This is a genomic window from Alkaliphilus sp. B6464, assembly GCF_018141165.1.
GTDB lineage: Bacteria > Bacillota > Clostridia > Peptostreptococcales > Natronincolaceae > Alkaliphilus_B.
On record NZ_CP058558.1, the window covers coordinates 155732 to 181764 of the forward strand.

Annotated in this window: 32 protein-coding genes; 9 read left to right on the top strand and 23 right to left on the bottom strand. The window is 27.9% G+C overall.

Annotation, left to right across the window (positions count from 1 at the left end; genetic code table 11):
* Positions 1–115 precede the first annotated feature (115 nt).
* Positions 116–283: a hypothetical protein gene (locus HYG84_RS18670; RefSeq protein ID WP_212383184.1), complete on the top strand. Its 168-nt coding sequence runs from the start codon at positions 116–118 to the stop codon at positions 281–283.
* A 29-nt stretch (positions 284–312) separates the two neighbouring features.
* On the opposite strand, the gene HYG84_RS18675 is transcribed toward HYG84_RS18670, so the two are convergent.
* The 8 genes from HYG84_RS18675 to HYG84_RS18715 all read right to left on the bottom strand — a co-directional run bounded on the left by HYG84_RS18675 (position 313) and on the right by HYG84_RS18715 (position 7861).
* A complete protein-coding gene (locus HYG84_RS18675; protein ID WP_212383187.1) occupies positions 313–519 on the bottom strand; it encodes a hypothetical protein in 207 nt (68 codons plus the stop codon).
* Between the two features lie 121 nt (positions 520–640).
* Positions 641–1504 carry an AAA family ATPase gene (locus HYG84_RS18680; protein WP_212383190.1) on the bottom strand — a complete coding sequence of 288 codons (864 nt, stop codon included), beginning with the start codon at positions 1502–1504 and terminating at the stop codon, positions 641–643.
* Entirely contained in the window at positions 1504–2406 is a 903-nt protein-coding gene (gene holA, locus HYG84_RS18685) for a DNA polymerase III subunit delta (RefSeq protein ID WP_212383193.1), read from the bottom strand. The genes HYG84_RS18680 and holA overlap by 1 nt, the downstream gene beginning before the upstream one ends.
* 342 nt (positions 2407–2748) lie before the next feature.
* Positions 2749–3303, bottom strand: coding sequence for a hypothetical protein (locus tag HYG84_RS18690; RefSeq protein ID WP_212383196.1), 555 nt, complete (start codon positions 3301–3303; stop codon positions 2749–2751).
* 184 nt (positions 3304–3487) lie between these two features.
* The gene (gene nadE / locus HYG84_RS20480) at positions 3488–4807 is read right to left on the bottom strand and encodes an NAD(+) synthase (RefSeq protein ID WP_249168778.1); all 1320 of its coding nucleotides are present in this window, start codon (positions 4805–4807) and stop codon (positions 3488–3490) included.
* 74 nt (positions 4808–4881) lie between these two features.
* Positions 4882–6240 carry a nicotinate phosphoribosyltransferase gene (locus HYG84_RS18705; RefSeq protein WP_212383199.1) on the bottom strand — a complete coding sequence of 453 codons (1359 nt, stop codon included), beginning with the start codon at positions 6238–6240 and terminating at the stop codon, positions 4882–4884.
* Positions 6241–6254: 14 nt separating this feature from the next.
* A complete protein-coding gene (locus tag HYG84_RS18710; protein WP_212383202.1) occupies positions 6255–6926 on the bottom strand; it encodes a cysteine hydrolase family protein in 672 nt (223 codons plus the stop codon).
* A gap of 14 nt (positions 6927–6940) precedes the next feature.
* Complete coding sequence (locus HYG84_RS18715; protein ID WP_212383204.1) at positions 6941–7861, bottom strand: NUDIX hydrolase; 921 nt, start codon at positions 7859–7861, stop codon at positions 6941–6943.
* 236 nt (positions 7862–8097) lie between these two features.
* Here HYG84_RS18715 and HYG84_RS18720 point away from each other — a divergent pair, with 236 nt between their 5' ends.
* Positions 8098–8850: a Gmad2 immunoglobulin-like domain-containing protein gene (locus HYG84_RS18720; RefSeq protein ID WP_212383206.1), complete on the top strand. Its 753-nt coding sequence runs from the start codon at positions 8098–8100 to the stop codon at positions 8848–8850.
* A gap of 65 nt (positions 8851–8915) precedes the next feature.
* On the opposite strand, the gene HYG84_RS18725 is transcribed toward HYG84_RS18720, so the two are convergent.
* Complete coding sequence (locus HYG84_RS18725; RefSeq protein WP_212383208.1) at positions 8916–9374, bottom strand: hypothetical protein; 459 nt, start codon at positions 9372–9374, stop codon at positions 8916–8918.
* 252 nt (positions 9375–9626) lie between these two features.
* Here HYG84_RS18725 and HYG84_RS18730 point away from each other — a divergent pair, with 252 nt between their 5' ends.
* Entirely contained in the window at positions 9627–9860 is a 234-nt protein-coding gene (locus HYG84_RS18730) for a hypothetical protein (protein WP_212383210.1), read from the top strand.
* 148 nt (positions 9861–10008) lie between these two features.
* Positions 10009–10470, top strand: a complete 462-nt coding sequence (locus HYG84_RS18735) for a hypothetical protein (protein WP_212383212.1) — start codon at positions 10009–10011, stop codon at positions 10468–10470.
* A gap of 74 nt (positions 10471–10544) precedes the next feature.
* Here the strand turns inward: HYG84_RS18735 and HYG84_RS18740 are convergent, their stop codons facing one another.
* From HYG84_RS18740 to HYG84_RS18765, 6 genes are all read right to left on the bottom strand, one after another.
* Positions 10545–12791 (bottom strand): ATP-dependent helicase, encoded by a 2247-nt coding sequence (locus HYG84_RS18740; RefSeq protein WP_249168779.1) that lies wholly within the window; start codon positions 12789–12791, stop codon positions 10545–10547.
* A gap of 510 nt (positions 12792–13301) precedes the next feature.
* Entirely contained in the window at positions 13302–14438 is a 1137-nt protein-coding gene (locus HYG84_RS18745) for a DNA cytosine methyltransferase (protein ID WP_212383214.1), read from the bottom strand.
* A gap of 406 nt (positions 14439–14844) precedes the next feature.
* Entirely contained in the window at positions 14845–15201 is a 357-nt protein-coding gene (locus HYG84_RS18750; RefSeq protein ID WP_212383216.1) for a hypothetical protein, read from the bottom strand.
* Between the two features lie 117 nt (positions 15202–15318).
* A complete protein-coding gene (locus tag HYG84_RS18755; protein WP_212383219.1) occupies positions 15319–15639 on the bottom strand; it encodes a hypothetical protein in 321 nt (106 codons plus the stop codon).
* Between the two features lie 80 nt (positions 15640–15719).
* Positions 15720–16265, bottom strand: coding sequence for a hypothetical protein (locus tag HYG84_RS18760; protein WP_212383222.1), 546 nt, complete (start codon positions 16263–16265; stop codon positions 15720–15722).
* Between the two features lie 181 nt (positions 16266–16446).
* A complete protein-coding gene (locus HYG84_RS18765; protein WP_212383226.1) occupies positions 16447–16641 on the bottom strand; it encodes a hypothetical protein in 195 nt (64 codons plus the stop codon).
* Between the two features lie 157 nt (positions 16642–16798).
* On the opposite strand from HYG84_RS18765, the gene HYG84_RS18770 reads away from it, so the two are divergent.
* Positions 16799–17209, top strand: a complete 411-nt coding sequence (locus tag HYG84_RS18770; RefSeq protein WP_212383228.1) for a hypothetical protein — start codon at positions 16799–16801, stop codon at positions 17207–17209.
* Positions 17210–17552: 343 nt separating this feature from the next.
* Here the strand turns inward: HYG84_RS18770 and HYG84_RS18775 are convergent, their stop codons facing one another.
* From HYG84_RS18775 to HYG84_RS18795, 5 genes are all read right to left on the bottom strand, one after another.
* On the bottom strand, positions 17553–17732 hold the full coding sequence (locus HYG84_RS18775; RefSeq protein ID WP_212383230.1) for a hypothetical protein: 180 nt from the start codon (positions 17730–17732) through the stop codon (positions 17553–17555).
* Positions 17733–17795: 63 nt separating this feature from the next.
* The gene (locus HYG84_RS18780; protein ID WP_212383232.1) at positions 17796–18137 is read right to left on the bottom strand and encodes a hypothetical protein; all 342 of its coding nucleotides are present in this window, start codon (positions 18135–18137) and stop codon (positions 17796–17798) included.
* A gap of 48 nt (positions 18138–18185) precedes the next feature.
* Positions 18186–18344 carry a hypothetical protein gene (locus HYG84_RS18785; protein ID WP_212383234.1) on the bottom strand — a complete coding sequence of 53 codons (159 nt, stop codon included), beginning with the start codon at positions 18342–18344 and terminating at the stop codon, positions 18186–18188.
* Between the two features lie 261 nt (positions 18345–18605).
* On the bottom strand, positions 18606–18986 hold the full coding sequence (locus tag HYG84_RS18790; protein ID WP_212383236.1) for a hypothetical protein: 381 nt from the start codon (positions 18984–18986) through the stop codon (positions 18606–18608).
* Between the two features lie 65 nt (positions 18987–19051).
* Complete coding sequence (locus HYG84_RS18795; RefSeq protein WP_212383238.1) at positions 19052–19402, bottom strand: hypothetical protein; 351 nt, start codon at positions 19400–19402, stop codon at positions 19052–19054.
* A gap of 217 nt (positions 19403–19619) precedes the next feature.
* Between HYG84_RS18795 and HYG84_RS18800 the strand changes: the two genes are divergently transcribed.
* Complete coding sequence (locus HYG84_RS18800; protein ID WP_212383240.1) at positions 19620–20114, top strand: hypothetical protein; 495 nt, start codon at positions 19620–19622, stop codon at positions 20112–20114.
* Positions 20115–20230: 116 nt separating this feature from the next.
* Here HYG84_RS18800 and HYG84_RS18805 read toward each other — a convergent pair whose 3' ends face one another.
* Entirely contained in the window at positions 20231–20860 is a 630-nt protein-coding gene (locus HYG84_RS18805; RefSeq protein WP_212383242.1) for a thymidine kinase, read from the bottom strand.
* Positions 20861–21084: 224 nt separating this feature from the next.
* Between HYG84_RS18805 and HYG84_RS18810 the strand changes: the two genes are divergently transcribed.
* Genes HYG84_RS18810 through HYG84_RS18820 form a run of 3 tightly spaced genes read left to right on the top strand, consistent with a single transcriptional unit; the run spans position 21085 to position 23241 of the window.
* Entirely contained in the window at positions 21085–21945 is an 861-nt protein-coding gene (locus HYG84_RS18810) for an RDD family protein (protein ID WP_212383244.1), read from the top strand.
* A gap of 15 nt (positions 21946–21960) precedes the next feature.
* Positions 21961–22551 carry a membrane lipoprotein lipid attachment site-containing protein gene (locus HYG84_RS18815; protein WP_212383246.1) on the top strand — a complete coding sequence of 197 codons (591 nt, stop codon included), beginning with the start codon at positions 21961–21963 and terminating at the stop codon, positions 22549–22551.
* Positions 22552–22566: 15 nt separating this feature from the next.
* Positions 22567–23241 (top strand): hypothetical protein, encoded by a 675-nt coding sequence (locus HYG84_RS18820; protein ID WP_212383247.1) that lies wholly within the window; start codon positions 22567–22569, stop codon positions 23239–23241.
* A 62-nt stretch (positions 23242–23303) separates the two neighbouring features.
* Here the strand turns inward: HYG84_RS18820 and HYG84_RS18825 are convergent, their stop codons facing one another.
* Both HYG84_RS18825 and recD2 read right to left on the bottom strand, forming a co-directional pair.
* Positions 23304–23507: a hypothetical protein gene (locus tag HYG84_RS18825; RefSeq protein WP_212383249.1), complete on the bottom strand. Its 204-nt coding sequence runs from the start codon at positions 23505–23507 to the stop codon at positions 23304–23306.
* 195 nt (positions 23508–23702) lie between these two features.
* On the bottom strand, positions 23703–25877 hold the full coding sequence (gene recD2, locus HYG84_RS18830; protein WP_212383252.1) for an SF1B family DNA helicase RecD2: 2175 nt from the start codon (positions 25875–25877) through the stop codon (positions 23703–23705).
* Positions 25878–26033: the final 156 nt, after the last annotated feature.

The window sequence follows — 26033 nt, forward strand, 5'->3', positions numbered from 1 at the left end:
TTCATTCCAATTTATTTTATTTTTTTATAACTTATATTAATTTAGACTTGATTTTAAATATATTCTTTTTCTATTTTATTATATAGCAAGTTTTAATATAGAAAGGGTGATTGTTATGAGAAAAACTAAAAAACTATGGAGAAAAGGTAGTGTAGAAGTATTTGCTCTTGTATTACTTTTAGCAATTTCGTCTATTACAGCAATTTACGTCTCAAATTCAAATGCGAACACAACTATTCAAATAAATAAAAAGGCTCAGGAATCGATTAAATTAAGTAACTAGTCTAAATTTAAAACCCCTATCTAGGGGTTTTAAATTATATATTTACATATTGTTATAATTTTATTATCAACAGTAATATAAATAGATTCATTTAGTTCTGTTTTTATATCAAAACCTTGCAAGATTTCGTCTACTGTATCATAGACTTTCTCTCCATCTATATCATGAGAATATATTTTATAAGTCAATTCTCTTTCTATTTTATCAATTATTATGATATTCAATAAAGCGTCCATATAAACCATATCAGAAACTTTTATGATAGTATTCTGAATTTCTTTCTTTAATTCTTCTATATTCTCAAAACATTTTTTACTGCTCTCTACTAATGAATATATTCCATAAATATCACTTCTGTTATATAGCCTTTTGCAATGATATAATGATGTTTTGAAACAGCATAGTCTTATTGATGTTATTATCCATTTGTTCCTTATACTCTAATAATTGCTTTAATGAATTATATAATCTAATATTACTTACATTATTTTCTATATTTTTTATCATTAAATATCTTATAAACTTTTCATAAAAATTAAATATCTCATTTGTATCACCCTTATAATCTTTAGCATAACGACTTGCCATTTCAAAGAAATTTTTCTTCTTTATATTTAGGACATCTTCCCTTAACATGATGTAGAACTCTTTTCTTTCAATAATATCAAATGCAACCCCAAGACTGCCAAAACTATAGGATACAGCAAAATCTAACAACTTTATATCTTCTTCAGGATATTTCTCTTTAAGTTGTTTTTTTATTACATCTTCACCTAATAGAGTTGGTGAAAGTTTGTAGCATCTTGAGAGAATTGTTCTTAATATTTTACTAACCTTTGAACCTACTAAAATAAATAATATATCTTGTGTTGACTCCTCAATTATTGTAAGGAGCGAATTTTGTGCAGCAAATGTCATTTCATCAAAATTATCAAAAATAACAACATGCCTTTTGTAAAAAGGTTTTATATTTAATTTTCTGACAAGTTCTTTAACCTCATCAATTTTTCCACCCGATAGATAATGGAAGTCTGGATAATTTTCGCTTATAAAGGTACTACACTTTTTACAATCTCTACATCCTAAACCATGTTCGCAAACAACCTTTAAAGCAATTTCCTTTGCTAGTGTGGTTTTACCACTTCCCTTTGGTCCAATAATCGCATATGGTCCTTTGAAATCTAAACTATCTATTATTTTATCCTGTCCAATTAATTTCATTACTCGATCACTCCTATTAATTTTTCAAGTGCTATCCTATGATCAATTCCATTTTTCATGTCAAAATCAATTTCTGAACATACATTTATATAAAAATCTAAATTTTCCTCATTAAATTGTTTAACATATGGCTTTAAAACTTTTAAAGAATAAGGATGTATTCCTGCTGCATCCTTAATTTCGTTATCTTTCATCGTTTTCATCATTTTAAGAATAGCAAAATTTCTATTAATAAGACTTACAATCAAAGGAAAGTATTCATTTCTTTGACAGAAGTTATGAATAAGTTGATAGGCATTTGCTTTATCCTTATTACTAATTGCATTTACAATTTGAAATGAATCATACTCTATAGATTTAGTCACTACCTTTTCAATCAATTCTTCAGTTATTTCTTGATTCATATTAGAAAGTTTAATAATTTCTGTATAGATATTGTACATATCGTCAAGCCCGCACAGGCTAATTATTTTACTCGCACATTTTTTAGATATCTTAATACCAGATTCTTCAGCCTTTTTAACTATCCAATTAACCATTTGAGATTCATTATAGGGTTTTAATTCTATTACTTCTCCTATTTTCTTGATACTTTTGAATAATTTCTTTCGCTTATCAAGTGTAGCCACAATAATGATTGAACAAAAATCGGGAATATCTTGAAATAGTTTAACCATTTCGTCATCTTCCTTAATTTCCTTTAACACAATCATCTTTTTTTCAGCCATTAAAGGATATGTCTCTATTTCGTTCCTTAATATTGCAGCATTTATCTCGTTAGGAAATTCTCTATAATTAAAATCCAAATGTTGATTTATAAAACTCATTTTTATTTCTTTTAATTTTTCATGTAGTAAAAATACTTCTTCACTATTTATATAAATAACCTTATTAAATTCCATATACATACCTCCTTATGTTTAACATAACTCATAATAATGAAATTTTAAGAGGTTTATCAAGATTTTTTAAATTATATTATAAAAAATAGAGGAAGGTCAAAACCCTCCTCTTTATTTCAAATACTGATCTAAACTCTTATTAGATTCATCCCATAATTTTCTCTGAATTTAATGAAATTTTCAATATTATCATCTATGAATTCAACATTTGTCTTATTTCAACTTCTTCTTAAAGGGTATCAAAACAAGTGCGTGGATGGGGCTATAATTTCCCGTCTTCTAATTTTTGTAATATGGTGGACATATCTGCTCCGTAATCTTCTCCACCCAAAACCAAAATAATTATTCCATATATTCGTAATTATCAATTTCAAAATTATATATTAATCCTTTTATATCAGGAGTACACGCTTCAAGTGTTAGTATGAATTCAAATGCTTCTTTACTTTTATTATCTAATTTAGTTTCATTCAATAAAGTTGCATTTCTAAAAATACATTTTCCGACATTACTTCCTAAATCAAAATCGTCATAGAAGGAGTATTCTATTTCTATGTTGGGAAACATTTCTGATAGTTTTTCAACTATCTTTTTAGAATTTCCCCCTGATGTTTTAAACCATATATCATTTTTTGTATTTACTCTATTTGAAATACCACAAGCATTGCCTTTGCTTCCCCAGTATTTATTAGTCCATTCAAAATATCTGTCTTCTGCACAACCGTTTTCTAATTCTAAAGCCATTATTTCATTAGGCATTGGCTCTATTTTATTAAAATCAACAACTCCAATACCAAAGGTTTCTTCTTCTGTATCTTTCTTGATAAAGTTATAGAATTGACTTACTTCACCTTTTTCACCTTTTATTAATAATCTATTTATTATTGTATTTGCCACTGTAATTCCTTCTTTCCTTACTAATATTTAATCGTAACTATCTATATGATAACTTATATTCAACACTAAATCTGCACGATATTTTGTTTTTGGTTAAATTGTTCCATGCTTAGTAATATCATTATCAACACACTATTTTGGGAACCCTTCTTAAAAAAGACACCTATAGTTAGGTATCTTTTCTTTATTTCATAATCTTAGGCATATATCTTTTATGAGAGGTCTTGTTGTAAGTGCTTTCGATTTTTTGTATGATTTTTTCAGTTCCAGTTCCATTCATTAAGTATTCATCAAGTTCCTTATAAGTAATCCCCATTTCATCTTCATCTGTTTGACCTTCCCACAGATTAGCACTTGGAGGCTTATTGATAATATCTTCAGGAATATCTAAGTATCTTGCCATTTCAAATATTTCGGTTTTAGTATAATTAGCAAGAGGATTAAAGTCAGATGCTCCATCTCCCCATTTTGTAAAATATCCCATAGTTATTTCTGATTTATTACTTGTTCCTGCTACTAAATATCCTAATGATTGGCCAATAGTATATAAGGTTGTCATTCTAAGTCTCGGTTTAATATTAGAAATAGCCATACTAGAAAGTTCGACTTCTGTACTTTGTTTGATTGTTTCTAACGTTTTTTCCCAAGACAGTTTAAGATCTACGACTCTTGTATCTATGTTAAAACTTTCTGAAACCTTGCAAGCATCCAATTCATCTTTTAATCCGTTACTACAAGGCATTATAAGTCCTAATACATTATCCGTTGCCTTTTTAGATAATGCTGCAACAACTGCACTATCTAAACCTCCACTAAGCCCAAGTATAATACCCTTGGCCCCTGCTGTATTAATAACTTCTTTAATCCAAGAAACGATCTTTTCGATTTCTTTATCCCAATTGCGGAGAGTATATAAATTATTATTCTGGATGTAATGGTATACTTCATCAGGAACTAAATATCTTACAGATTTTCCCTCTTTTAATAAATCTCTAACTTTAGTAGAACTAATATCATTCCTAATTTTTTCTTTTAGTTTTATAAAACTATTTTCATATTTTTTCAAAAGTGGATTAGAGTTTATAATTCTATCCATTGACTCACCATTTCTTTCAATTATCATAAACAAAAAGTTCTTTGCTAAATCATCATATCCTTCCCAAGTATGAAGGTATGATAAATTATCCGTCCCCATAGCAAATGCAATTTTGTTTTTAGGATATTGTTCTTGAATTATTCTTAATGAATCAATAGTGTTTAAAAGTTTTTTTGAACTTGTTTCTACCTCTGATACCTCGAATTTACTGTTTGATTTAGACACTTCCTTTAGCATAGATACTCTATTATCAGCAGAAATAAGATCTTTCTTTGAATATATATCACTTACTGGTAAGAATAAAATTTTTTCAACCTTATGTTCATTAATAATTTCTGTGGCAAGAGATAAATGTCCATTGGTTATCGGACTAAATGCACCACCGAATACTACAATTAATTTCTTCATAAAATCACTCCTTCAAATTATATTACAGGGGAAAATCCCCTGTAATATTTGATCATTTTTAACATAACATATTTTTATTGAATTTTTACTAATTCTGAATTATCACATGGCCTACGTCCTACTTTAGACAACTTATGCCATTCTCCATTAATCTGAATTCTTACTACATCAGCAGTAAAATCATTGTTAGTTTTTTTATCGTTACTTAGAAGGCTTGAGCCTACTCCATAAATATCAACTGGTACTTGTAACTTTTCAAACCTTTCAATTTTTTCAACACTAAAGCCACCTGTTACTGCTATTTTTATATCTTCACACCATTGTTTGGCAATTTCTTTTTTATTAGACATAAGATCTGTACAGTTAAACTGACTTGTCCAATCCTTATATGCGTTGTTGATTGCTTTTCTTAATCTCCAAATTAATTTAGGATTTACTCCAAAATCATCATCAGAATATGGTTCATCAATACACTTGTCAATCATATTACCACTTGTGTCAGGTCTAACTCCATACAGTTTGTATTTTTCAGCCTCGTCATATTCCTTTGCCTGATATAATTCCCAATATTTATTAAACATCTTCTCCATTATTGCTAATGTTTCTCCAATGCAATCGTTATGAAAATCTATAAGTGCAGTTCTTGGAATCTCAACTGGCATTACCCTAGCAAACTGCATCATGGTTTCAGGAGTATTTCCTAAGAAAGAGGCAATAGTTGCATGAGATACAGTTCCTCCGCCTTTTCCTCCCCACCAAGAACCTTGTTCATGAGTGGATACAAAAGCAGGTAATTTTTGACCATACATTTCGTTATATACCTCAATCGCAATTTTGTGTGCATATCCATGTATACCTTGCATTTTATAATGTGCGAATCTGGCCGGGAAAAATAATACATCTTTTCCGTTAGCAGCAACTAGCGTATTAAATACATTAGTTGCAATTCTTGTTGGTTCCGATAATACACCTAACAATACTGTTTCAAGATGTGCAAAATCTCTATATCTACCTCTAATTTTCAGCATAGGCTGAACATTTAATGGATCTCCGTTATATCTTACAATATTTCCATCATGAACAGCCTCTACATCTAACTCATGATACGTATTTACAAAATTTCCTTTTTCATCATAATACCCTGTTTCTTCTTCTAAAATGGCTAACGCTTCATCTACACCTACTATAATACTTAATGGTTTTCTTCTTGTGAAAAACTGCATTTCTACTATAATGTTTCCATTTTCTACTTTTTTTGTATTTACATCAATCAAATCACTTTTATTGTCACCAAACTTATAACCTTCTTGTGCTAGAACAGTTAATATTTTTGCTGTATTATTTAAGTATTCATCAGAAAACCATCCTGATTTAATCCTTGGATCTATTTGAAAAACTTCCTTTGCTATTCTTTGATTGTTGAATTTTGTCATAATGAACGCCCCCTTTATTCTATAGTCTTAACGACTTCTATTCCATTATCTATAAGTTGATAAAAACTAAATAAATTCATTAAATCTGCATTGTGTACTCCTAAATCATAAGTATCTGTATAATTCATTGGTACAATTACTCTACTATTCATATCTCTTTCATTAAAATATGATTTCTTAGTTAGTGCATATTGAGAGATACAAATATCGCTACAAACACCTACTATTATAAAATTCTTAAACTTAGAACCTGAAGTTTTAATCCAATTTAGATATTCATCTGTAATAAATCCATTAGTCGAGTTTTTAGGAAAAACTAAATCTATCCCAAGATTTTTCATTTCGTCTACTAATTCGCTTTCTTCTGTCCCTTGCAAACAATGTTCTGGCCTAAATTTAAGTTCCATAGACTCCTTAGTATGACTATCTAAAAAAGCAACAACTGTAAACCCTCTGCTTTTAGATTTCTCAAGTAGTCTTTTAATTGGATCTATAAGTTCTTTTGCTCTAGGACTACTTAGAATACCTTCTGTTGTAAATCCTTTAACCATATCCACAATTGATAAAACAGTTTCTTCTGGATTTAATTGTGCTATATCCAATGCAGGTGCTACATTAACTACATCTATCATTCCCTCTAGTGCCTTAATTCCTTTAGTCAGAACTTCATTTCTATTTATACTCATAAACCATTCCCCCTTTATTCTTCATCATCCCAATTGATATTTAATTTGTATAACTTAGCAGGTCTAGGACTATATTTTTTTGATGTTTCATTGGTTTCTATCATCATATGATCAAATCTTTTTCTAAAGTTTTGATTTGTATATTCTATACCAGTTGTCAGTTCAAAGATTTTATGGGCCTCTGCGATAGTAAACAATTCCGGTAATAGGTTAAATGCTATATCAGTGTATTCGACTTTGTTTTTTAATCTTTGCAACCCATAGTAAATCATCATTGCATGGTCAAAAGCAATTTGACTGTTTTTTTTATTTAAAACTTCTAATTTAACTTTTCTTGCCCTACCTTTAACTGTAATTGTTTCTCTTACTTCTCCTTTAATTTTTATATCTTCATTAATAAGACAAAGATCTATATATTTGTGTTTAATGTATCCATTTTCAGTAATCTGTTTATCTATCCTTGTGATCTTCTTATCTACTCCAAACCATCTTGCATCTTTAGCATCACTACCCGCCTTTATTTCTAATTCTGTACTGTCCACGAGTGCTATATGAGAAATAGAAATAACTCTATCTCTTATATCCCTTCCAATATTATCCCATGTGTATAGTTGTTCTAAATAAACTTCTTCTATACCAGTTTCTTCTTGAAGTTCTCTTTCTGCTGCTTGTAATGATGTCTCTCCTTTTTCAATAAATCCTCCCGGTAAAGCCCATTTATTAATATCTGGAAAATCTCCTCTTTGCACCATCAAGATTTTTAATTTTTTGTCGTTTAAGTTATTGAAATCTTTTGCGTTATCTTGGCTTTGTACAGTAAAAATTAAAACATCCGATGTTACTGAAGGTTTATTATCGTTGTATTTACCTGCGTCATATGTATCTATAAATTCCTGTTCTGTTAATCCATTTGCATTTCTGATTTCATTATTCATAATGGCCACCTCTTTTATAATTTTATATTATTAACCCTAAGTTATTAACTATTTGTTAATAACATTATATTAATTACTATTGCACTTGTCAAGTCTAATTTAATATTTTTTAAATAAATTAGAAATATTTTCATGTGTGTTATATTGAAAATGAAAATATATAGTTAAAAACCTTGACTTATCTATATATAATTTGAAATAATTTATTTGAAAACAAATTTATAGGAGGATTAGTTATGAAAAAAAATAGTTTATTGCTATTATTAATTGTTTTAGTTGTCGGATTAGTAGGATGTGCAAAATCCTACCCCAACCTAAATCAAGTTGACACACCTGAAATCAACGAGCAAGAGAATAAAAATAAGGTAGTAATATTATCAGAGAACAAAGACATTCTGTTAGAAACGCCATTTGAAATGATTAAAATAGATAATAAAATCCAAATTAAAGGATTAACTTCTCTCAATTCTTTGAATGTTGATGTTTTAGATGATAATAATAATGTCCTTAATAAAGAGGATAAAGTAATTGAAATTACAGAAAGTCATGATAGTTGGAATCACTTTAATAAATACCTATATTTCTTTGATACTCCACAAACTAAAAAAGGTAAGGTAAGAATATATTCTAGTGATGAAAACTATGTAGAGGTTCCAGTAGTTTTTGAAAAAATGATAGAGGAAGGTAAGAGTATTAAACTTATCTATCCTGCAAGAGAGATAGATCAAAAAGGAACTGTAAAAGTCTTAGGTTATGCTTCAGTATGGGAAGGTTCAGTTGAATATAAAATTACTAAAGAGAATGGTGAGGTTATTACAAAGGGAGCCATTCAAGCAACAACGGCTGCACCAGACACAGGAATATTTGCAAAAGATATAAAACTAGATATCGAGTCTCAATCTATAATCCTAGAAGTATTTGTAACTAGCCCTAAAGATGGAGATGCCATGGAAAAAACTACCATGAAGTTAAATTACATTAAAGAATAACAAAGATGACCTAATATTAGGTCATCTTTTTCTTGTATATAAATTAATTTTTAAATTCAGTTCATCTAAATACTTGGAACAATCTTCTTTATTGTAATTATACCTAGTTCATATAAAATAGAATGCTTATCCCATATACTTACCGATCCTGAATAGTTGACGATCTTTAAATCACAATCAGGATTTTCTTCATAGAAAGTTTTACACCATTCAAGGGCTTCTTTGAATGTATTAGCCATTCCTCCATAATATATATCATCCTCTATTTTACAATAACATACTTTTCTATCACCATTTCTCAAAGCAAAAGCAGTGCATAAATTAAACTGTTCTCTATTCATAGGTATAAACTTATCACTTCTTTTTTCATTATCAATCATAGATATCTCCTCTATTTTATTCTTTGGTCTCATTATTTTTTCAACAGTTAATTCAACATCCTGATTTTCACAATTTCTTTCTTCACATTCTTTACACTCCAAATAAACTACTCTACTATTAATAATTGGACAAAACTTAGCCATATATATTCCTCCTTATTCATAAGTCAACAATTCAATTTTTCACATTATAACTAGAGTCTATTTATGAATCAAGTTAAATATCTTTTGATGTAACTTTATGTATTTTATAATAAATCTCTCATTTGCTCCCTCTTATATATTGAAAGTATGGGTAAATACTTTATTTTATAATAAAATATATATCTAAAATTTGATTCTTATATATATACATATATAATACTTTCATAAAAAGCACTGTAGGGAGGAATCTTTATGAAAGAAAATAAAATTAAAGTAGTTGAAGATGCAAGAGAATTAAATCTACCACAAGATGAGGTCATTGATTCTATAGACAGATCTGTAATTATAAAAGAAATTATGACAAATAAAAAATTCAAGTTCTTACCGGGCAAATCTAATATTATAAAAAATTTAAATAAAATGTCCGATGATCAGTTAAAAGCATTAGTTGGCGAAGCACTTATCAAGGCTACTAATCAAAAATAAAAAGTTACTAACAGGTATAGTTAAATTTTTTCACTATGCCTGTTTTATTTTTTGATAAATCAATTTAATATTGATTTTAAATTATTAAGATATATATAATATAAAAACTAAAAAGAGTTTTAATTAAAGAAGAAAGAAGGGATTATTAATGAATTTACTTATTAAACTAGATATAAAAAACGAGGGAACATGGAGTGAAATTTGTGGAGGTGGAATAAAGGTAATTATAAATCATCATTTGGAGGCATTAAAAAGAGATCTTGAAAAACACACAAATAGCACAATGCAATCCCATTGGTATGGAGATACAGATAGCAATTGTAATAAATGTGTATTTAATAAAAATAATGAAAATGATTTTATTGAACATATGAAAGATCTAAATATATGCAAAAAGGAAAAAGAGGATTTCTTAAAAGAATTAACTAAAGAGAGACAAGAAAGTTTAGAAATCCAAAATCTTTTAGACTGTTGTCATATTTATTTTGATTTATCGTTAATGAGTAGTAATATTCATCATAAAAATTGTTCATACTATAAACCTTGTAATAAGTACATGGATAAATTATCACTTAAAGAGGTTGATGATCTAATAGAAAAACTTAGTTAAAAGCAAGGTAGTGTATATCAAAGACATAAAAATGCTTTCAATAAAATAGAAGAACAGAGATTATCTCTGTTCTTTTAAATTATTTTAATAAGTTTTCTATCTAAGCAAGGCTGTAAAACCATTGTCTTCGCAGTATTATGATCGTCAAACTTAATTTTCACTATATATCCGTCATAAAATTGAACTACACCTTTCCCAAAAGATTTATGTTCTATAACTGTATTAACCCCAATCCTTTCAACATTCTGTTTACTACTATTACCTATTGAAGTATTAGTACTTTTAGAAATCTTAGAATGATTTGAGTCTGCTCTAATCTGCTGACTTCTTCCATTATCCTTATTCTTTAACATGCTTCCAATAATATTACTTGGCTTATCAGGGTGAAGAATTGCATCCATTTCTTTTAAAAATTGAGATGGCTCTACTTTTTCATTATTCTTAGTTTCAATTTTATATAAAGTCAACTTTTCTTTAGCCCTAGTCATTCCTACATAAAATAGCCGTCTTTCTTCTTCTATATATTTTTTAACCCCTTTTTCTGCAAGTTCCAAACTTGAAAAGGTAGGGAACAGTCCATCAATAAGATCTATCATATAAACCTCTTTCCACTCAAGGCCTTTGCTTGAATGTATCGTTGTTAATGTTATTGCATTTTTATTTTTGTTAAATACCGAATTTTCCATGTGCTGTTCTAAATCTTTTAATTTTTGAATAAAATCTGCTACTGTAGGCGAACTTTTAGAAATCAATCTAAGATTTGCTATAATGGATTTTAAGTTTTCTATAGAATATCCATATTCGTCTGCACTTTTTTTCAATTGGGTATTATACTTTAGATCATATTCAATAAATTCTATAGCCTGTTCTGTTTTCTTTCTTGACAAAATATTAAAATTCCATTTTAATCTTATCATATTATCCTTTTGATAATCTTCAAGATATGGAAGATCTATCAATTTTTCAAATATTGATTTATTACTTTTATCTTTTTTTATATCATTAATCATTTTATGAGAAATATAGTAACCTTCCATTTTTCCATAAATCCTCTGAAAAGAATCTATATCATTATTATCTTCTGCTAACTTCATGAAAGATATAATATCCTCAACTAGCCAGTGCTTAAAAAAGTATTTATTAAACCCTTTCATATAAAAAGGTATTCCTTCACTATATAACTTCTCGGCTAACCCTATTGATGACATATTATTTCTATAAAGTATTGCAACCCTTGATAAGTCTTTTTCTTTTTTTAAAGTAGATACTATGTGATTAAGTTGTTGCTCTACATCTTTTAATTCAATTACGTTTACCAATTCTCCATCTTCATTTTCCGTAAATATATTTTTTTCATATCTTTCTTTGTTTGTCTTAATAAAATCTCCACATACAGAAACAATATTATTTGTAGAACGATAATTTTGCTCCATACGAAATATTTTTGTATTAGGATAAATCTTATCAATATTAAGTAAAAACTCTGGAAATGCTGCTCTAAATCCATATATAGATTGATCATCATCAGCAACATAAAATATATTGTTACAAGGCTCACCTAGTATTTTTATTAACTCATGCTGTACCTTTGATGTATCTTGAGCCTCGTCCACCTGAATATATTGATATCTCGCTCTGTATTTATTCAGAATTAAAGGCTCTTCCTTGAATATTCTTAGACATTCTGAAAGCATATCATCATAGTCTACGTATCCATTCTCTCTCTTGATTCTTTCATAATCTTCATATATTTTTTCGAAGTTATCTATCTCCCACTTATAATTACTAAATTCAGTTTTTTTCAGCATCATATTTTTAGCAAAACCTATTTTATTAGATAATTCTTCAAGTTTTTCATCATTTATATGTTCTTCATTATAATTAAAATAGATTTGTTTCAATAATTTGATTTTTGTAATTGGAGGTTCTATTCCTCTATTTTTATTGTTATCCTGTGCCTCGATAATAATATAATCCAAATGATATAATTTATTATACTCTTGAACAACTTTATTGGCAAAACTATGAATAGTAGAAAAATGAATATCACTTTTTATAACATTAGCAAATATCTTATTAAATCTATCTTCCATGTCTTTTGCTGACGATCTACTGAAAGTAACAGAAAGTATGTTTTCTGGATCTATACCATTATTTAAAATCAAGTTTGCTGTTCTACTTAATAACGCAGTAGTTTTTCCTCCGCCCGGAACTGCTAGAATAAGACTAGGACCTTCTGTATGTATTACAGCCATCCTTTGTTGCATATTTAAATCTATATTAAATTCCTCTTTAAGTCTTTGAAAAAATTCTTCATTCACTTCAATTCACTTCCTTTATATAGTTTTGTTGTTAATTATATTGAAAGTCTCACATACTTAACAAGTTTTTAATTTAATATTTCATTTATGTTTTTATACTATAAGACTCTAATGCTTCTTTACACTGAATGATACCTGAACGTGCAAGAATTACATCAGTATTTTTAATGTAACACATAAATATTACTGTACGATATCTTTTTAGTATCATTTACGATAATATTAGTTAAGATATTAAATATTGGGTGTTTAACTTTTAAAGATATTTTTAGCACTCTAATTATTAATTAAAAACATTTTTATAATAAAAAAGACTTAAAGCAAATTCAATGACTTTCGTTTTGAAGTGCAAAGAAATTTTGCAATCATTAATAATACTACATTGGAAACATATAAAAAGTGGAATAACATTATTCCACTTTTAAATTGCTTTAAAACCAATAAATAAGTTATCACAACAAGCAATTTTCCCTATAATATAAATGTCTACTAATCATTAAACTCCTTCTTTTAAACTAAAATATATCTTCTTTGTCTTTCAGTTAAATCTTTGCCTGAATAAATCCAGTTAAGGAGTCCTTTGTAAAAATTATTACTTGGTTGAATTTCTATCTTTTCTATTAGCCAATCTACTTCCTCTTTGTATTTTTCTTCAATATTTAATCTGTTATTAAAATATTCTACTAAAGGCATTCCAACAAACTCTGCAAGTTTAGGTGGGACAGCATTTCCTATTTGCGTATATTGTTTTTCCAATGAACCACACACAATATAATCTTCAGAGAATGTTTGTATTATTTTAGATTCCAATACAGACAACCTCCTACATTCATCTGGAATATGCCATTTATTTTCAGATATCCATTTCATTTTTCCAAATCCGGGATGTATCTTTGCATATCTGGCTGAAGCCTCTATTGTATAGGCAGGTTCTTCCCATGGTTTTTGTCTCCTTCTTGATAAAAATTTCCAATCATAGGCACCATTATAATATTGACCGGTTTGATCAGTATCTTTAAGGTGCCATATTGCATCCTTTTGTGTTATAAATGGAAGTTTATCTTCTCCATGGGTTGTAGGTAAAAATTTATATTTGTAATTTAGGTCATTGCGTATACCTACCATAATAAGTCTTAATCTATTGACCTGTGGCACCCCAACAGTAGCACAATCAATAACCTGATATGTTATAATGTATCCTTTTCCACAGGTTTCATAGTCATGTTTTATCTTTTTAAATACACTAGAGCCATCTTCAAAATTCATATCTAGCAGCCCTACAACATTTTCAAAAATGAAGAACTCTGCATTAGTTTGTTCTAATGCTCTAAGAGTCGCAATATAAGCATAATTTCTAGGATCATCCATCGTCCTTTTAGAATTTGCTCTTGAGAATCCTTGACATGGTGGTCCAAATACTAATCCATCTATCTTTTGATTACTTAATGTATTAAAATCTTTAATTGTATGAACATTTTTGCAGTATACATTTGCGTCTGGATGATTCGCTTTAAAACTTTTTACTGCTTCAGGCATAATATCTAAAGCCCAAATTGTTTTAAAACCTAGCCTTCTTACCCCTTCATCAAAACCACCCATTCCACAAAACATTGAGCCTAATTTAACTTCATTTTTTAGATCTTTCATTATCTTTATTCTCCTATCAATTCTTAGTATTTTAAACTCTCGAACTGAAAGGGAACATCAATAACCTGTGCGTAACTGTACTAGTCAAATACAGTGAGCCTTTAATCACATAGATAAAGGCGTTTCCTACTTTATCGTTTTACTATTATCGCATTAAAATTTATAGATGCGATAACACTCCCTACGACCAACTTAGAGAGAGGAGGAGTATCAGAGCCTCCTAACCCTATTATTGGGGATTGATAACAAAAAATCTGTTTATAATTTGTAATTCATGCATTTAAATTACCTCCATGCTATAAATAAAATCTAAAAATTTTTAAGCATATTACAAAAGTAAAAGTATAGAAGTCAAATAAAAAAGATATCGGTAGGGGGGACCACCGATATCTTTAATGGATGTATTCTATTGATCTTTCATTTGTGGGAATCTACCATACCAGAATCTTTCAAGATATTTGTTTACATATGGATTTCCATCTTTATCTTCTTTATCAGATTCAACTTCAGCCCAAACAACAAATATTTGTTGCCCCGGTTGGAATTTTTCCACTAATTTTTTAGTTCCATCATGAGTAACATTAATACGGTTAATGTATGTTGGATCTTTATCTCTTGCTTTATTAACAGCAATATCAAAAGATAAAAAACCATTATCAGCATTTACTCTAATAACATTACCTGCTGTCATCTTGATTTTTCTTTCCTTACCGTTATCTGTAGGTATAATATATTCTTGAACTTCATAAATTTTTTCTGGCATTTACATGACCTCCAATTATTTAATTTAATCCTTATATCTAATACGTTAAGGATTATAGTAATTTACACTTTAACAAGTCAAGATTATTTCAAGAAAAATATAAAATATTTTCCTTGATTATTCTTCATCCTCGTCTAGATCTTCATCATTTTCTTCATCTTCATCATCTTCCTCTGAATCAGAATCATCACTAAGTTTAATTTCAGTGATTTCCTCTTTAAGTTTAGCAATTTTATCCTGAAGTCTTTCAATCTTTTTAACATCTTTACCTTTTAGATATTCAATATCATACTCTACTAAGTCATTCTCTAATACTTTAGGAGTAAAAATAAGAGTTGCTTTATTTTTAAGTTCGAGTTGAATTTGTCCCCCTTCAAGAATTTTAACTTCTTTTAGACCAGAACTTTGGACAATAATATTAGGATCATTTACTAGCATACACAACACCTCCATTTATTAATTTATTTCTGTTTTAACATAACATATAGATTTATTTTTTTAACAGTAATTATTTTTTATTACATTCTCACAATTACTTCATCATTCATTTTGATAAAATTTTGATTCAGAACACCTGCCATTTTCCACCCGGTATCCTTGTATTCAAAGATTATACTTTCCGTATACAATTCTTCAATCTTTTTAACGGTTCCTGTAAATATATTTTCTCTATGATATACTGCTGCAATTTCTACTTTAATTGTAATATGGCTAATATAGTTAATCGACTGAATCGATTGACTTTCAAGTTCAGCACTTATTATATTCACATATTCATTTGAATACTTAAATAACTTTTTAGTTTCATCTATCTCCTTAATTGTTTTTTCCAAACAATCATCTGTTAAGTACTTTTTGGAAACAGAGATGTCTTGCCTGTATATAGAAGATAGATAAGAACCTATACACTTAGATAGATACTTATTTAAATGTTCATAATTAAAATCTAATTTGCTATATACATTTTGTTTATTCTGTAGTTTTTGTAAAATATCATTATTGTTCTTATTAATAACATTGTCAGTTTCCTTATCCTTCTCTCTTTTGAATAACTTTCTAAACATATATCTACTCCCCCCTTTGCAAATCTTAATGACACATCTTATTCATTTTATATATAAAAGTCAAAAAATAAGCATAAAAAAACAGTAATAATAATTCATAAAAGAATTGTTATTACTGCCCTATGTTATAAAATACAAATTTAATATATTAATGTCTTTAAGGTTATTCACCTACATATCTCTAGTATCCTTTAAAATCAAAAATGAAATACAATAAACCAACAAAACTAATCAGTATACCTACTTCAGCATTTTTGGAATGAAATATATTAAAAGTATAGGCGTTTAGCATGAACATTAATGCACTAATCATTAATCCTATAAATCTAGTTTTTCTTAGTAGTATTATGTATCTAAGATTTTTGAATTGATGCATTATAAACACCTCTTTTCGTTAAAATTTACTATCTGTATTCAGATATTATCATATATTTTATATAAATTCAATATGTATTTTTATTATTTATATGTATTTTTGACATAACAATATTTTTAATCTAAAATATAATCACTTTTAAAGAGAGGTGATTTAAATGAATATAAATACTCATAAAATTATGTTTGGTATAAATAAAGATAAAACCGTTGATTCTCTTTCTAAAACAATAGAAGGTGTTGAAGGGCTAAAATGGTATAAAGGGGTACTGTCTAGTAACTTTAATAATCCGCAATATGCAAATAAGAATTCTGTACTTGTTAAAGAACTGGATAAAATAATTAAAGTTTCTTTATATAAATTTAAATATCAAGAATTAGAAAATTTACTTATTTCATTTCATGATGAAAAAGTTAAAAATTCTTCTTTTATAAGTAAAGATTATCTTAATTACTTGGCTTTAAAAAATACTAGTAAAACAATAGATGAGATAAATATTGATGCAGATATAGATGCAATAGATAAAATTATTAATTTTCTACAAGCAAACCAAAAGACCCCAGAGTAATCGCTGGAGTCTTCTTTGATAAGATATATAATTTTATTCCTTTTATTAATGTATTGCATAATATTTGATTTGTGCTTTATTTTCTTTTACTTCTTTTGGACTTATAGAACTCAAATATATATTTAAACGTTATCAGAGCAGCAAACACCCACCATGTTCTTTTGACAAATTCAAGTCCTAACTGAAAATATATTTTATTTAATTCCCAAAAACTATATTTTGAAAAGTCCATAATATACTTCACCTACTTCCAGTATAATTCTTATAAATTTTACATGATCTTTGCATACCGAATCATCCTCCGCATCTTCTTTATGTTCCGAAACATCCCTGTTATGTTTAATTAATCTTTTATCACTTCTAATGCTTTTTTTATATTTTCATCAATATGAGACATATAACTAATTATGACATCTCTATTGTTTAAGTTTTGATTAACTACTGAAATATCATGATTTATTTTCCCTAAATGACTTCTTAATTCATTAAGTTCATTTTCATTCAAAATGTATACTTTTTTCATTAAATAGCACCTCTCCTTTATAAAATTACAATCGGTTCAGTATCGTACTCATCTTATGGTATGTCATAACTCAATACCATGACATTTAGCAAATTCTATATCCTGTTTCAAGTGTTCCGAATTGTTTTCAATATCCTCAATCCACATTGTTTCATCAAACACTGCTCTATTAGTTCCACAATTACATTCACTAGCCCATAAGACTTCAGAATCACATCTCATACATGGAACGCCCTTATCTCTTATTTTAAAATCCTCTTTATCTTTAAGTACAGAATATAGTTTATCAGTATGTTTTTTAACTTGTCCATCAGTCATTGATACCATTAAGGAAACATAATCAAATCCTAATTTTCGAGTTAAAAAATCTATCCTTTCCTTACGATTTTTGAAACGATTTTTCAAAGCAAGACCTCCTTCGTTAATGTCACTATTTTCTTATCATTATACAAATTAATATTGCTTATTTGCTTGGGCTTCTTTTTCATCATATAATTTATTAAGCGATTCTTTAATCTTAACCATCCCCATGACTATTTGACTATTCACTTGTTTTTCTGATTCTATCTCTTTATCTATTAATTCGTTAATTTCTACTATACCTATTTTCATTTTCCTATACTCCTTCTTTTCACCTAATATTTGTTAACTTAAAGCATGTCAATATATTTGCTCTACTATTATTAACTATTTCATCAAACCTCTTTAACAACTACTTGTTATCAGAAGCCTTCCGCACGTTATTATAAAATACATATTTTTTATAAGCATCGTATACACTGTTTCGATACGTCCGACATTACGGTCTTATTTTTTGTCATTAATTGAAAAGCCTTTTCAGAATCCATATGAATTCCCTCCTTAGAATTTCAATTAGATGAAAATCTTCAAAAGCATCTTCTTTCTGATTTGCTTTTCTAAAAACTCTTTAAAAGAATCTTCAAAACTACCTAACCTAATGCAAGTTTTTAGTCCAAAATCGAATTTGTTCCAGTCAGGATTTTTTTGCATAAAATCATAAAATATCTTACACATTTCATAATTAGCATTGTAAAATTCCTCATTAAACAACTCTATATTTTCAGAGAAAACTTGTAAATAATCAGGATTATTAAACTTTTCTTTGTTTCTAATAACAAATTCACTAAATTCCTGTTGTGTTCTTTTCTTCATGCAAACCTCATTATGCAATTTAGCAAATTCTTTAAAAAAATCCCAATCAAGTTTAGGCCATTGCCCTTTAAAATTATTCATATAAATCCCCTTTTCAATGTTGTATTTTCTTTTAATATTATTGGGCTAATTTATTACGTTACTTATTATCTATTTAACGTTTTTATGTTTTCAATCAACTTCCTAATTCCTATAATGTCATAATTATAGAAAATTTCCTTGTTTATATCTTGCTGAAAGTTTTCTTTCTTTTCTTCAGAAAGAGCATTGAATAGTTCATTAAATTTCTTTAATAATGGTTGATAATTTTTCAGTATAACTTCTTCTATTGCCAAATACCCTTCTAAATTTGTCTTTTTATATTGTTCATATTTAGGGTTATTAAAATTATTTAAAAGAACATTTTTTATTTTAATAAGTTCTTCAATTTCTCCATTATTATAGGCATCTTCTGGACTCATTCCTTTTAAATCACCAAATTTAATTATATAACTCATAAATAAAATACCTCCCTATAAATTAATGTTCATATTATAATAATGCACCATATCCATTTCAACAAAATATTTTAAAACTGTTATAACTTATATTTAAAAAAGTATACTCATAAATTGTTTTTCTATTTTTAGTACTTTATAATTTTAAACATAACACAATATAAACAAAGCAATAATTACACTAATTTATATATCAACAGACAAAGGAGGAGTTAGTATGTATGAAACACATATTATCCAATGCCTATTAAGCATTTTATATACAATTAAAGAGCATGAAAATGTAAATAAAGAAATTAAAGTATTAAATAAATTATTAAGAAAAACATTAAGAAATCGCTTCTTATCAGAGATTGAAATAAAGTTTCTTGCTGAATTATCTAACAAATATTCCTATTTATTAAATATACTATTAGAAAATAACCACAAAAATAGAATAGAAAAAATCGCTACAATGAATAATTTATGTTATAACTACTTTAAAGCAGAATCTTTTATACTTCTATTACAGAAAAAGGATATTACACATCTAATTAAACAAATAGATTATATTAATAAAGATATTAATGAATTTAATAGCAACTACGATAATGAAAATTTTCTTATTAATATTGAAAAAAAATATAAATCCTTGATTAATAAGTTTTTTCAAGTCATTAAAAATTGGTTAGATCTAAGTAGTACAAAAACCTTCCAAGAAGGATTAATTTAATAATTTGCTTAAAACTAAAATCACACTTAATTAAGTGTGATTTTACTGTTTAAATAATACATTTTTATAATAAATAGAGTTAATTGCTTATTAGAAATCAAAAAAATCTTCTCTAATCATACGTCTATAACTGCCTTATTGTATTCTCTTACCTTATGTGGAGGAACGAAACAAGAACGACAACGAGGCTCATAACTTTCTTTATCACCAATAAGTTCAATCGGGCCATCTTCAGCAGGTAATGCATCCACTAATCTTTGTGTGAACTGTGCAGGACGACCACAACAAGCACAGTATGCTGTTTTCTTAACTATTTTATCAGAAATTGCCATTAGATCTCCAGTATATCCAAAAGGTCTTGCTCTAAAATCAAGATCTAAACCTGCCACAATAACGTGACTCCCTCTATAAGCAATTTCAAAAACAACATCTACTATTTTGTCATCAAAAAATTGTACTTCATCAAATGCAACAATATCGTAACCTTCACTTGTTTTAAGTATTTCTTTCTCTAACTCCTTATCAATAATCTTATTAATAGATACTGCTTCCATTTTTAGCCCTAAACGACTAACTATTTCATCGTCGGAAAAACGATTATCATTACTTGGTTTAAAGGCAATTACTTTTTTTCCCCCATACTTTTCTTCCTTCTTGCATCTATTAACAAGTTCACCACTTTTTTCTGCAAACATAGGTCCCGTAATTACTGTTATAAATCCTGACTTACCATCATAAAAATTCATAATGATCCCCCCTTTTTTATTTCTTTAGTATCATAATGATATCCCTATTAACTTGCAACAAATAATTTATTTTTACGATATATCTACTTTATCAATATAACATTCTACCTCAATTTGTTTGATAAGATTTTTTATTCAATAAAAAAACATTGGAATTAATTGAAAACAAATCCTGAAGTCTTTATAATGTTCTATGTTTAAAATACGAATAGAGGTGATACAATATGAGTTTTAAAGATAGGCTTAATAATTTAAATAACATCAATGATTTCCAACAATCAAACCAACAACAAGAAAACATAAATTATAACAATTATAGTAATCAAAATTATCCTGAAGATAATTATAGTGATCAGTATAATAATCCATACAGACAACATCCTCAAAGCCCTAATTTAGAGCCATATGCTGTGAACACAAATGAACAATATTACCAAGGTCAACAAAATAATTATAATCAAGGCCATAATTATGCACAACCTCAAGATCAGTTTGGCAATTTTAATTCGCAGCAAGGTTTTAATCATAACCAAGATCTTATGCATGGACATAATAACTCTTATTATGAATCAAGAAAAATATTAAACAGGGTAGATACAGCAGATGCTTTAAGAGTCCCTTCTGCCAATAAAAAGAAAAGATTTTTAGCAAGTTTATTAGACGGACTTGTCCTTTCAATTCCTACTGGTATTTTAAGTATGCTTTTTATTGTGCCAACTATTCAACAAGTTATGAAGTCTCCTAGTTATGAAATAGGTGGATACAAGGTGCTTATCAATCAAATATTAGGAAAATCAATATTAATAAGTTTAATCAGTTTGTTTTTATTCTTTCTTTATTATGTAGTAGTTCCTTGCTATGTTTTAGAAGGACAAACTTTAGGTAAAAAAATTATGAAAATTAAAATTATAAACTGTGAATCTTATAGTCAGCCACTTTCTTTGGGACAATATCTCCTCAGAGAATTTTTAGGAAGATTTTTAAGCAGTCTTTTATTCATAGGATATCTCATGATTCTGTTTACTAAAGAAGGTAGAGGACTACATGATATTATCGCAAAAACTAATGTAATAAATTATGAGTAATAAAGGAGTGATAATATGAAAAAGATTATTATTTTACTAACATTTGTACTGTTTGCAGCAGGACTACTGACAGGTTGTAACTTTAAAAAAGACAAGATAATTAAGGATGTAAGTCCTTACATTATAATGCAATCTAACGATAGAAGTGTTTATTACGATAAAAAGGCAGAATTCAAAGTGTATTTAAGAGGGAAAGCCTCTACTAGCACCCTTAAAACTTATGGGAAAGAAATTATAGCAAATAATAAAAATAACTATGACGCAATATTAATTCTTTTCTACGATATTCAAGAGGAGGCTCTTGTGAATTACTCAACTCCATTAGGAGTGGTTACATGGGGTCCTAAAGGGAAGTTTAATGAATCTATTAAAGTTGGGGAGTCTAATAAAAATGATAATATTATTGTTGTTCAGAACAATACAGAAAATCATAAAGTAACAGCAGAAGAAAAAGATTTTTATAATCAATATTTAAAATATGTTAGAGAACATAAAGAGGCAACCACTGAAGATCTGACTAAACGATTCAATAAAACTGCTGAAGAATTAGAAAATCAAATTATAAAGGTTAAAACAAGATTTAATGAGGATATTAAACTTCCTTAAATAGGGGTGATATTTATGAGTAAAAATAGTCAGGGAATTATAAAAAGCCTAGTTTATTCAGATAGAAATATAACTCCTAAAAACATGAAATATGATTTATTAAAAGAAGTACTTAAATCAGAAGAATTAGATTCTATTATTGAAAATAAAAATGGTGAAATGAAAAAGATTTTAATTTATTATAAAGATAAAATTAATAATGACAAATCTCTCAAAGGATTTGATTATTATCTAGACAAAGTAAACACAGTAAGAGCCAAAAGATTAAATACAATAATGAATGGAAATGTAAATAAGGTTGTTCATAATCGTCTAAAAGATATGTATAGAAATGAAGAAATTGAAGATGAGATTAGAGATAGGGGCGTAAAACATTTTAAAGTAAGAAATGAATCCTTAGAAGTAAATATAACTGTTCTTACAGATTTAGAATATCAACTTCAGATGTTTCGATTAGATACTATCTATAATATTATTACGACTTATGAAAAAATAAAAAGCACAGAATTATTTATCTGGTATGAAAATATTAAAAAATATACTCAAACTGCTTATGGACATCTACCTATCAAAAGCAAAGGCAAAATATACTTAGGTAAAGATCATTTAAAAGAAGAAGAAATTCTTTTATATCATTGCTTAACTAATGACCATATATATTGTGTAAAGAGAGTAAAAATGAATTTTTAATTTTATAAAGCAAAATAGAGAGCAGCGTTAGTGCTGTTCTCTATTTTTTTATTAAAATTATCTCATGCTTTTTTTATTCTATCTGGAACACTGTATCCCATATCAAATGCTGCCACGATATCAACATTATATTTTGATGCACAATCATTGCAATAAGTCTTTTTATCTTTGCTTAAAACAACAGAAGATATTTTTTTATTGCATTTGCAACATTCTCTTTTTATATTCACAATGGTACTTCTTATTAAACCTTCTATTTCACTCAAATTAAACTCCTCCTTGTAATATTTTTATTGCATCGTTCACACTTTTCGGGAATATTCATATCATTTCGTCCTCCTATTATTTATCATTATATTTTAAAATAAATATTATATCTACTTCGTTTATTGAAACTTTTCCACCCATACGATATCAGAACCCCATGAATTCCAAAACTGGATACCCTCATATAAAATAAATTATCTTTGTATTCTTAAATAAAACTTAGAATATCGAGCATCCTCATCATTGTTTTTAACTGAATATTCAATGGCCTCCTTTGTCCCAAAAAATTTTACTACAGCCTTCCCTCTTGTGACTCCTGTATAAAGAAGTTTTTTCTTCAACATCTTTTTGTGACTAAGTACAGCAGGAATAAGGCATATCTTACATTCACTTCCTTGACTTTTATGAATACTACATGCATAGGCAAGTTCGAGTTTCATTATTTCTTCTCTACCTATAAACTCAATTTCTTGATCATCAAATTTTGCAATAATTATAGGATCTTGCCCTGTTTTATTAATATCAATAATATATCCTATATCTCCATTAAAACATTTTTTTTCATAATCATTTTTTGTTTGCATAACCTTATCACCGATTCTATAAGAGGTAGAACCGAAAACAACTTCAGGCCTCCCTTTTACAGAGGGATTAATAGCCTCTTGTACTAAATCATTTAGAGATTTACTACCACAAACGGTTTTCTTTTTTAGAGGAGATAAAATTTGGACTTCATCGAGTGTCAATCCATCCTCTTTAATAAGTCTTACATATTCATCAACAATAAGTTTCGCAACTATATTTTCATCACTTTCTTCTATTAATGTAAAGTCTTTATGATCTAAATTAGGCATTTGACCTTCATTAATAAGTGTAGCATTTGGTACAATTGGAGATGTTTCAGCCTGTCTAAATATAGTATCAAGTCTCACAACACTAATTACATCAGAGTTGATTAAATCCGCAAGCACATTACCTGCTCCTACAGATGGCAACTGATCAACATCACCAACAATTATAAGTTTAGTAGTGTTTTCTAAGGCTCTAAGTTTTTTATCTAAAAGGATAATGTCAACCATACTATATTCGTCCACGATAAGAACATCAGCATCTACTGGATTGTCCTCATTCCTACCACATTTCAATTCGTCACCAAAAGGCTTATACTCAAGCATACGGTGAATTGTTTTTGCGTTTTTTCCTGTTGATTCTTCCATACGCTTTGCAGCCCTTCCAGTAGGTGCCGCAAGTTCAATCTTAGTTCTTGGTTCATTTTTTAGTAAGGCTTGAATTATACCGTTAACTGTTGTAGTTTTACCAGTGCCGGGACCACCTGTAATAACCAAGACTTTATCTGTAAGTGCTGATTTTATTGCATCCTGCTGTTTTGCTGCATATTCTACTCCCATCTCATCCTGAATTTCTTTAATGATTTCATCAAGATCTTTATTGAGAGGAATATTGTATTTGCTTTCTCTTATTTTATAGAGTTTTCTTGCTGCATACCTTTCGGCAAAATAATACATTGGTAGATATACGGCTGTATCTTCTTCTATAATGAGTTCCTTATACTCCTCCATATGAAGCATTACTTTCATTATATAATTATTATCAACTGGCATCTGATTCTTAAATGACAAGATTGCATTAACTTTTTTAATTAGTTCATCGGCAGGAAGGTAGGTATGTCCATTTTCAGATGCTAAAAATAGAGCATGTTTAATACAACTATATATACGAAATCCACAATCATGTTCTATTCCCTTGTCTTGTGCGATATAATCTACTTCAGAAAAATTAATCCCTGAAATATCATCTGCTAATTTATATGGATTTGTTTCTAAAATATTTAAAGAATCCTCATGATAAGTTTCATAGATTTGATTAATTTTCCTTAGCGATATGCCATATGGTCTCAAACCCTCAACCAATTTATTAACAACATCATTCTTAACAATTTCATTATGAACTTTTTGAACAATATTACTAGGTATGCCAATAGTAACTAATCTTGTATGTTCCTTTTTTATTACATTTAATGTGTTCTTTCCAAAAGCATCTACAATCCTTTTTGCTCTTGATGGTCCAATTCCATCAAAACTTGTTAGATAGTTTCGGATTTCTAATTCATCTAAGTCTGTAATTTTTTCAACACCATGTACTTCAAATTGTCTTCCATATGTTTTATGAAAAACCCATTTACCATTGAAATTAAATTTTTCTCCTGTTGCACATTTAAAATTTCCAACAATAGAAATTTCGTTTCCTGAAGAAGTTTCTTTTCCTATGGCAATTGTATACGTATTTGCTACATTATGATGAAGAACTTTATTTATTAAAATACTTTTTATGTGTACTAATTTATCCAATATAAAATACCTCCTCTGTTACAATGAATAAAATCCTTATATTATGTCCTATAAATTTTAAAAATTTAATTAGTTGTATATCAAGTTAATTCTTTCATCTTATGTAACATAACATAGGAACATTAATGGACTAATATTTCCAATGAATAAAAGAAT

Bases quoted from the DNA above. Each gene is read 5' to 3' on its own strand.
- HYG84_RS18730 (WP_212383210.1), top strand. From the start codon at position 9,627: ATGAAAGAAAATAAAATTAAAGTAGTTGAAGATGCAAGAGAATTAAAT.
- HYG84_RS18720 (WP_212383206.1), top strand. From the start codon at position 8,098: ATGAAAAAAAATAGTTTATTGCTATTATTAATTGTTTTAGTTGTCGGA.
- HYG84_RS18670 (WP_212383184.1), top strand. From the start codon at position 116: ATGAGAAAAACTAAAAAACTATGGAGAAAAGGTAGTGTAGAAGTATTT.
- HYG84_RS18760 (WP_212383222.1), bottom strand. From the start codon at position 16,265: ATGTTTAGAAAGTTATTCAAAAGAGAGAAGGATAAGGAAACTGACAAT.
- HYG84_RS18675 (WP_212383187.1), bottom strand. From the start codon at position 519: ATGGACGCTTTATTGAATATCATAATAATTGATAAAATAGAAAGAGAA.
- HYG84_RS18735 (WP_212383212.1), top strand. From the start codon at position 10,009: ATGAATTTACTTATTAAACTAGATATAAAAAACGAGGGAACATGGAGT.
- HYG84_RS18820 (WP_212383247.1), top strand. From the start codon at position 22,567: ATGAGTAAAAATAGTCAGGGAATTATAAAAAGCCTAGTTTATTCAGAT.
- HYG84_RS18765 (WP_212383226.1), bottom strand. From the start codon at position 16,641: ATGCATCAATTCAAAAATCTTAGATACATAATACTACTAAGAAAAACT.
- HYG84_RS18785 (WP_212383234.1), bottom strand. From the start codon at position 18,344: ATGAAAATAGGTATAGTAGAAATTAACGAATTAATAGATAAAGAGATA.
- HYG84_RS18755 (WP_212383219.1), bottom strand. From the start codon at position 15,639: ATGCTAGTAAATGATCCTAATATTATTGTCCAAAGTTCTGGTCTAAAA.
- HYG84_RS18805 (WP_212383242.1), bottom strand. From the start codon at position 20,860: ATGAATTTTTATGATGGTAAGTCAGGATTTATAACAGTAATTACGGGA.
- HYG84_RS18795 (WP_212383238.1), bottom strand. From the start codon at position 19,402: ATGAGTTATATAATTAAATTTGGTGATTTAAAAGGAATGAGTCCAGAA.
- HYG84_RS18770 (WP_212383228.1), top strand. From the start codon at position 16,799: ATGAATATAAATACTCATAAAATTATGTTTGGTATAAATAAAGATAAA.
- HYG84_RS18745 (WP_212383214.1), bottom strand. From the start codon at position 14,438: ATGAAAGATCTAAAAAATGAAGTTAAATTAGGCTCAATGTTTTGTGGA.
- HYG84_RS18750 (WP_212383216.1), bottom strand. From the start codon at position 15,201: ATGCCAGAAAAAATTTATGAAGTTCAAGAATATATTATACCTACAGAT.
- HYG84_RS18680 (WP_212383190.1), bottom strand. From the start codon at position 1,504: ATGAAATTAATTGGACAGGATAAAATAATAGATAGTTTAGATTTCAAA.
- HYG84_RS18810 (WP_212383244.1), top strand. From the start codon at position 21,085: ATGAGTTTTAAAGATAGGCTTAATAATTTAAATAACATCAATGATTTC.
- HYG84_RS18815 (WP_212383246.1), top strand. From the start codon at position 21,961: ATGAAAAAGATTATTATTTTACTAACATTTGTACTGTTTGCAGCAGGA.
- HYG84_RS18710 (WP_212383202.1), bottom strand. From the start codon at position 6,926: ATGAGTATAAATAGAAATGAAGTTCTGACTAAAGGAATTAAGGCACTA.
- HYG84_RS18725 (WP_212383208.1), bottom strand. From the start codon at position 9,374: ATGGCTAAGTTTTGTCCAATTATTAATAGTAGAGTAGTTTATTTGGAG.
- nadE (WP_249168778.1), bottom strand. From the start codon at position 4,807: ATGAAGAAATTAATTGTAGTATTCGGTGGTGCATTTAGTCCGATAACC.
- HYG84_RS18705 (WP_212383199.1), bottom strand. From the start codon at position 6,240: ATGACAAAATTCAACAATCAAAGAATAGCAAAGGAAGTTTTTCAAATA.
- HYG84_RS18715 (WP_212383204.1), bottom strand. From the start codon at position 7,861: ATGAATAATGAAATCAGAAATGCAAATGGATTAACAGAACAGGAATTT.
- holA (WP_212383193.1), bottom strand. From the start codon at position 2,406: ATGGAATTTAATAAGGTTATTTATATAAATAGTGAAGAAGTATTTTTA.
- HYG84_RS18800 (WP_212383240.1), top strand. From the start codon at position 19,620: ATGTATGAAACACATATTATCCAATGCCTATTAAGCATTTTATATACA.
- HYG84_RS18775 (WP_212383230.1), bottom strand. From the start codon at position 17,732: ATGAAAAAAGTATACATTTTGAATGAAAATGAACTTAATGAATTAAGA.
- HYG84_RS18790 (WP_212383236.1), bottom strand. From the start codon at position 18,986: ATGAATAATTTTAAAGGGCAATGGCCTAAACTTGATTGGGATTTTTTT.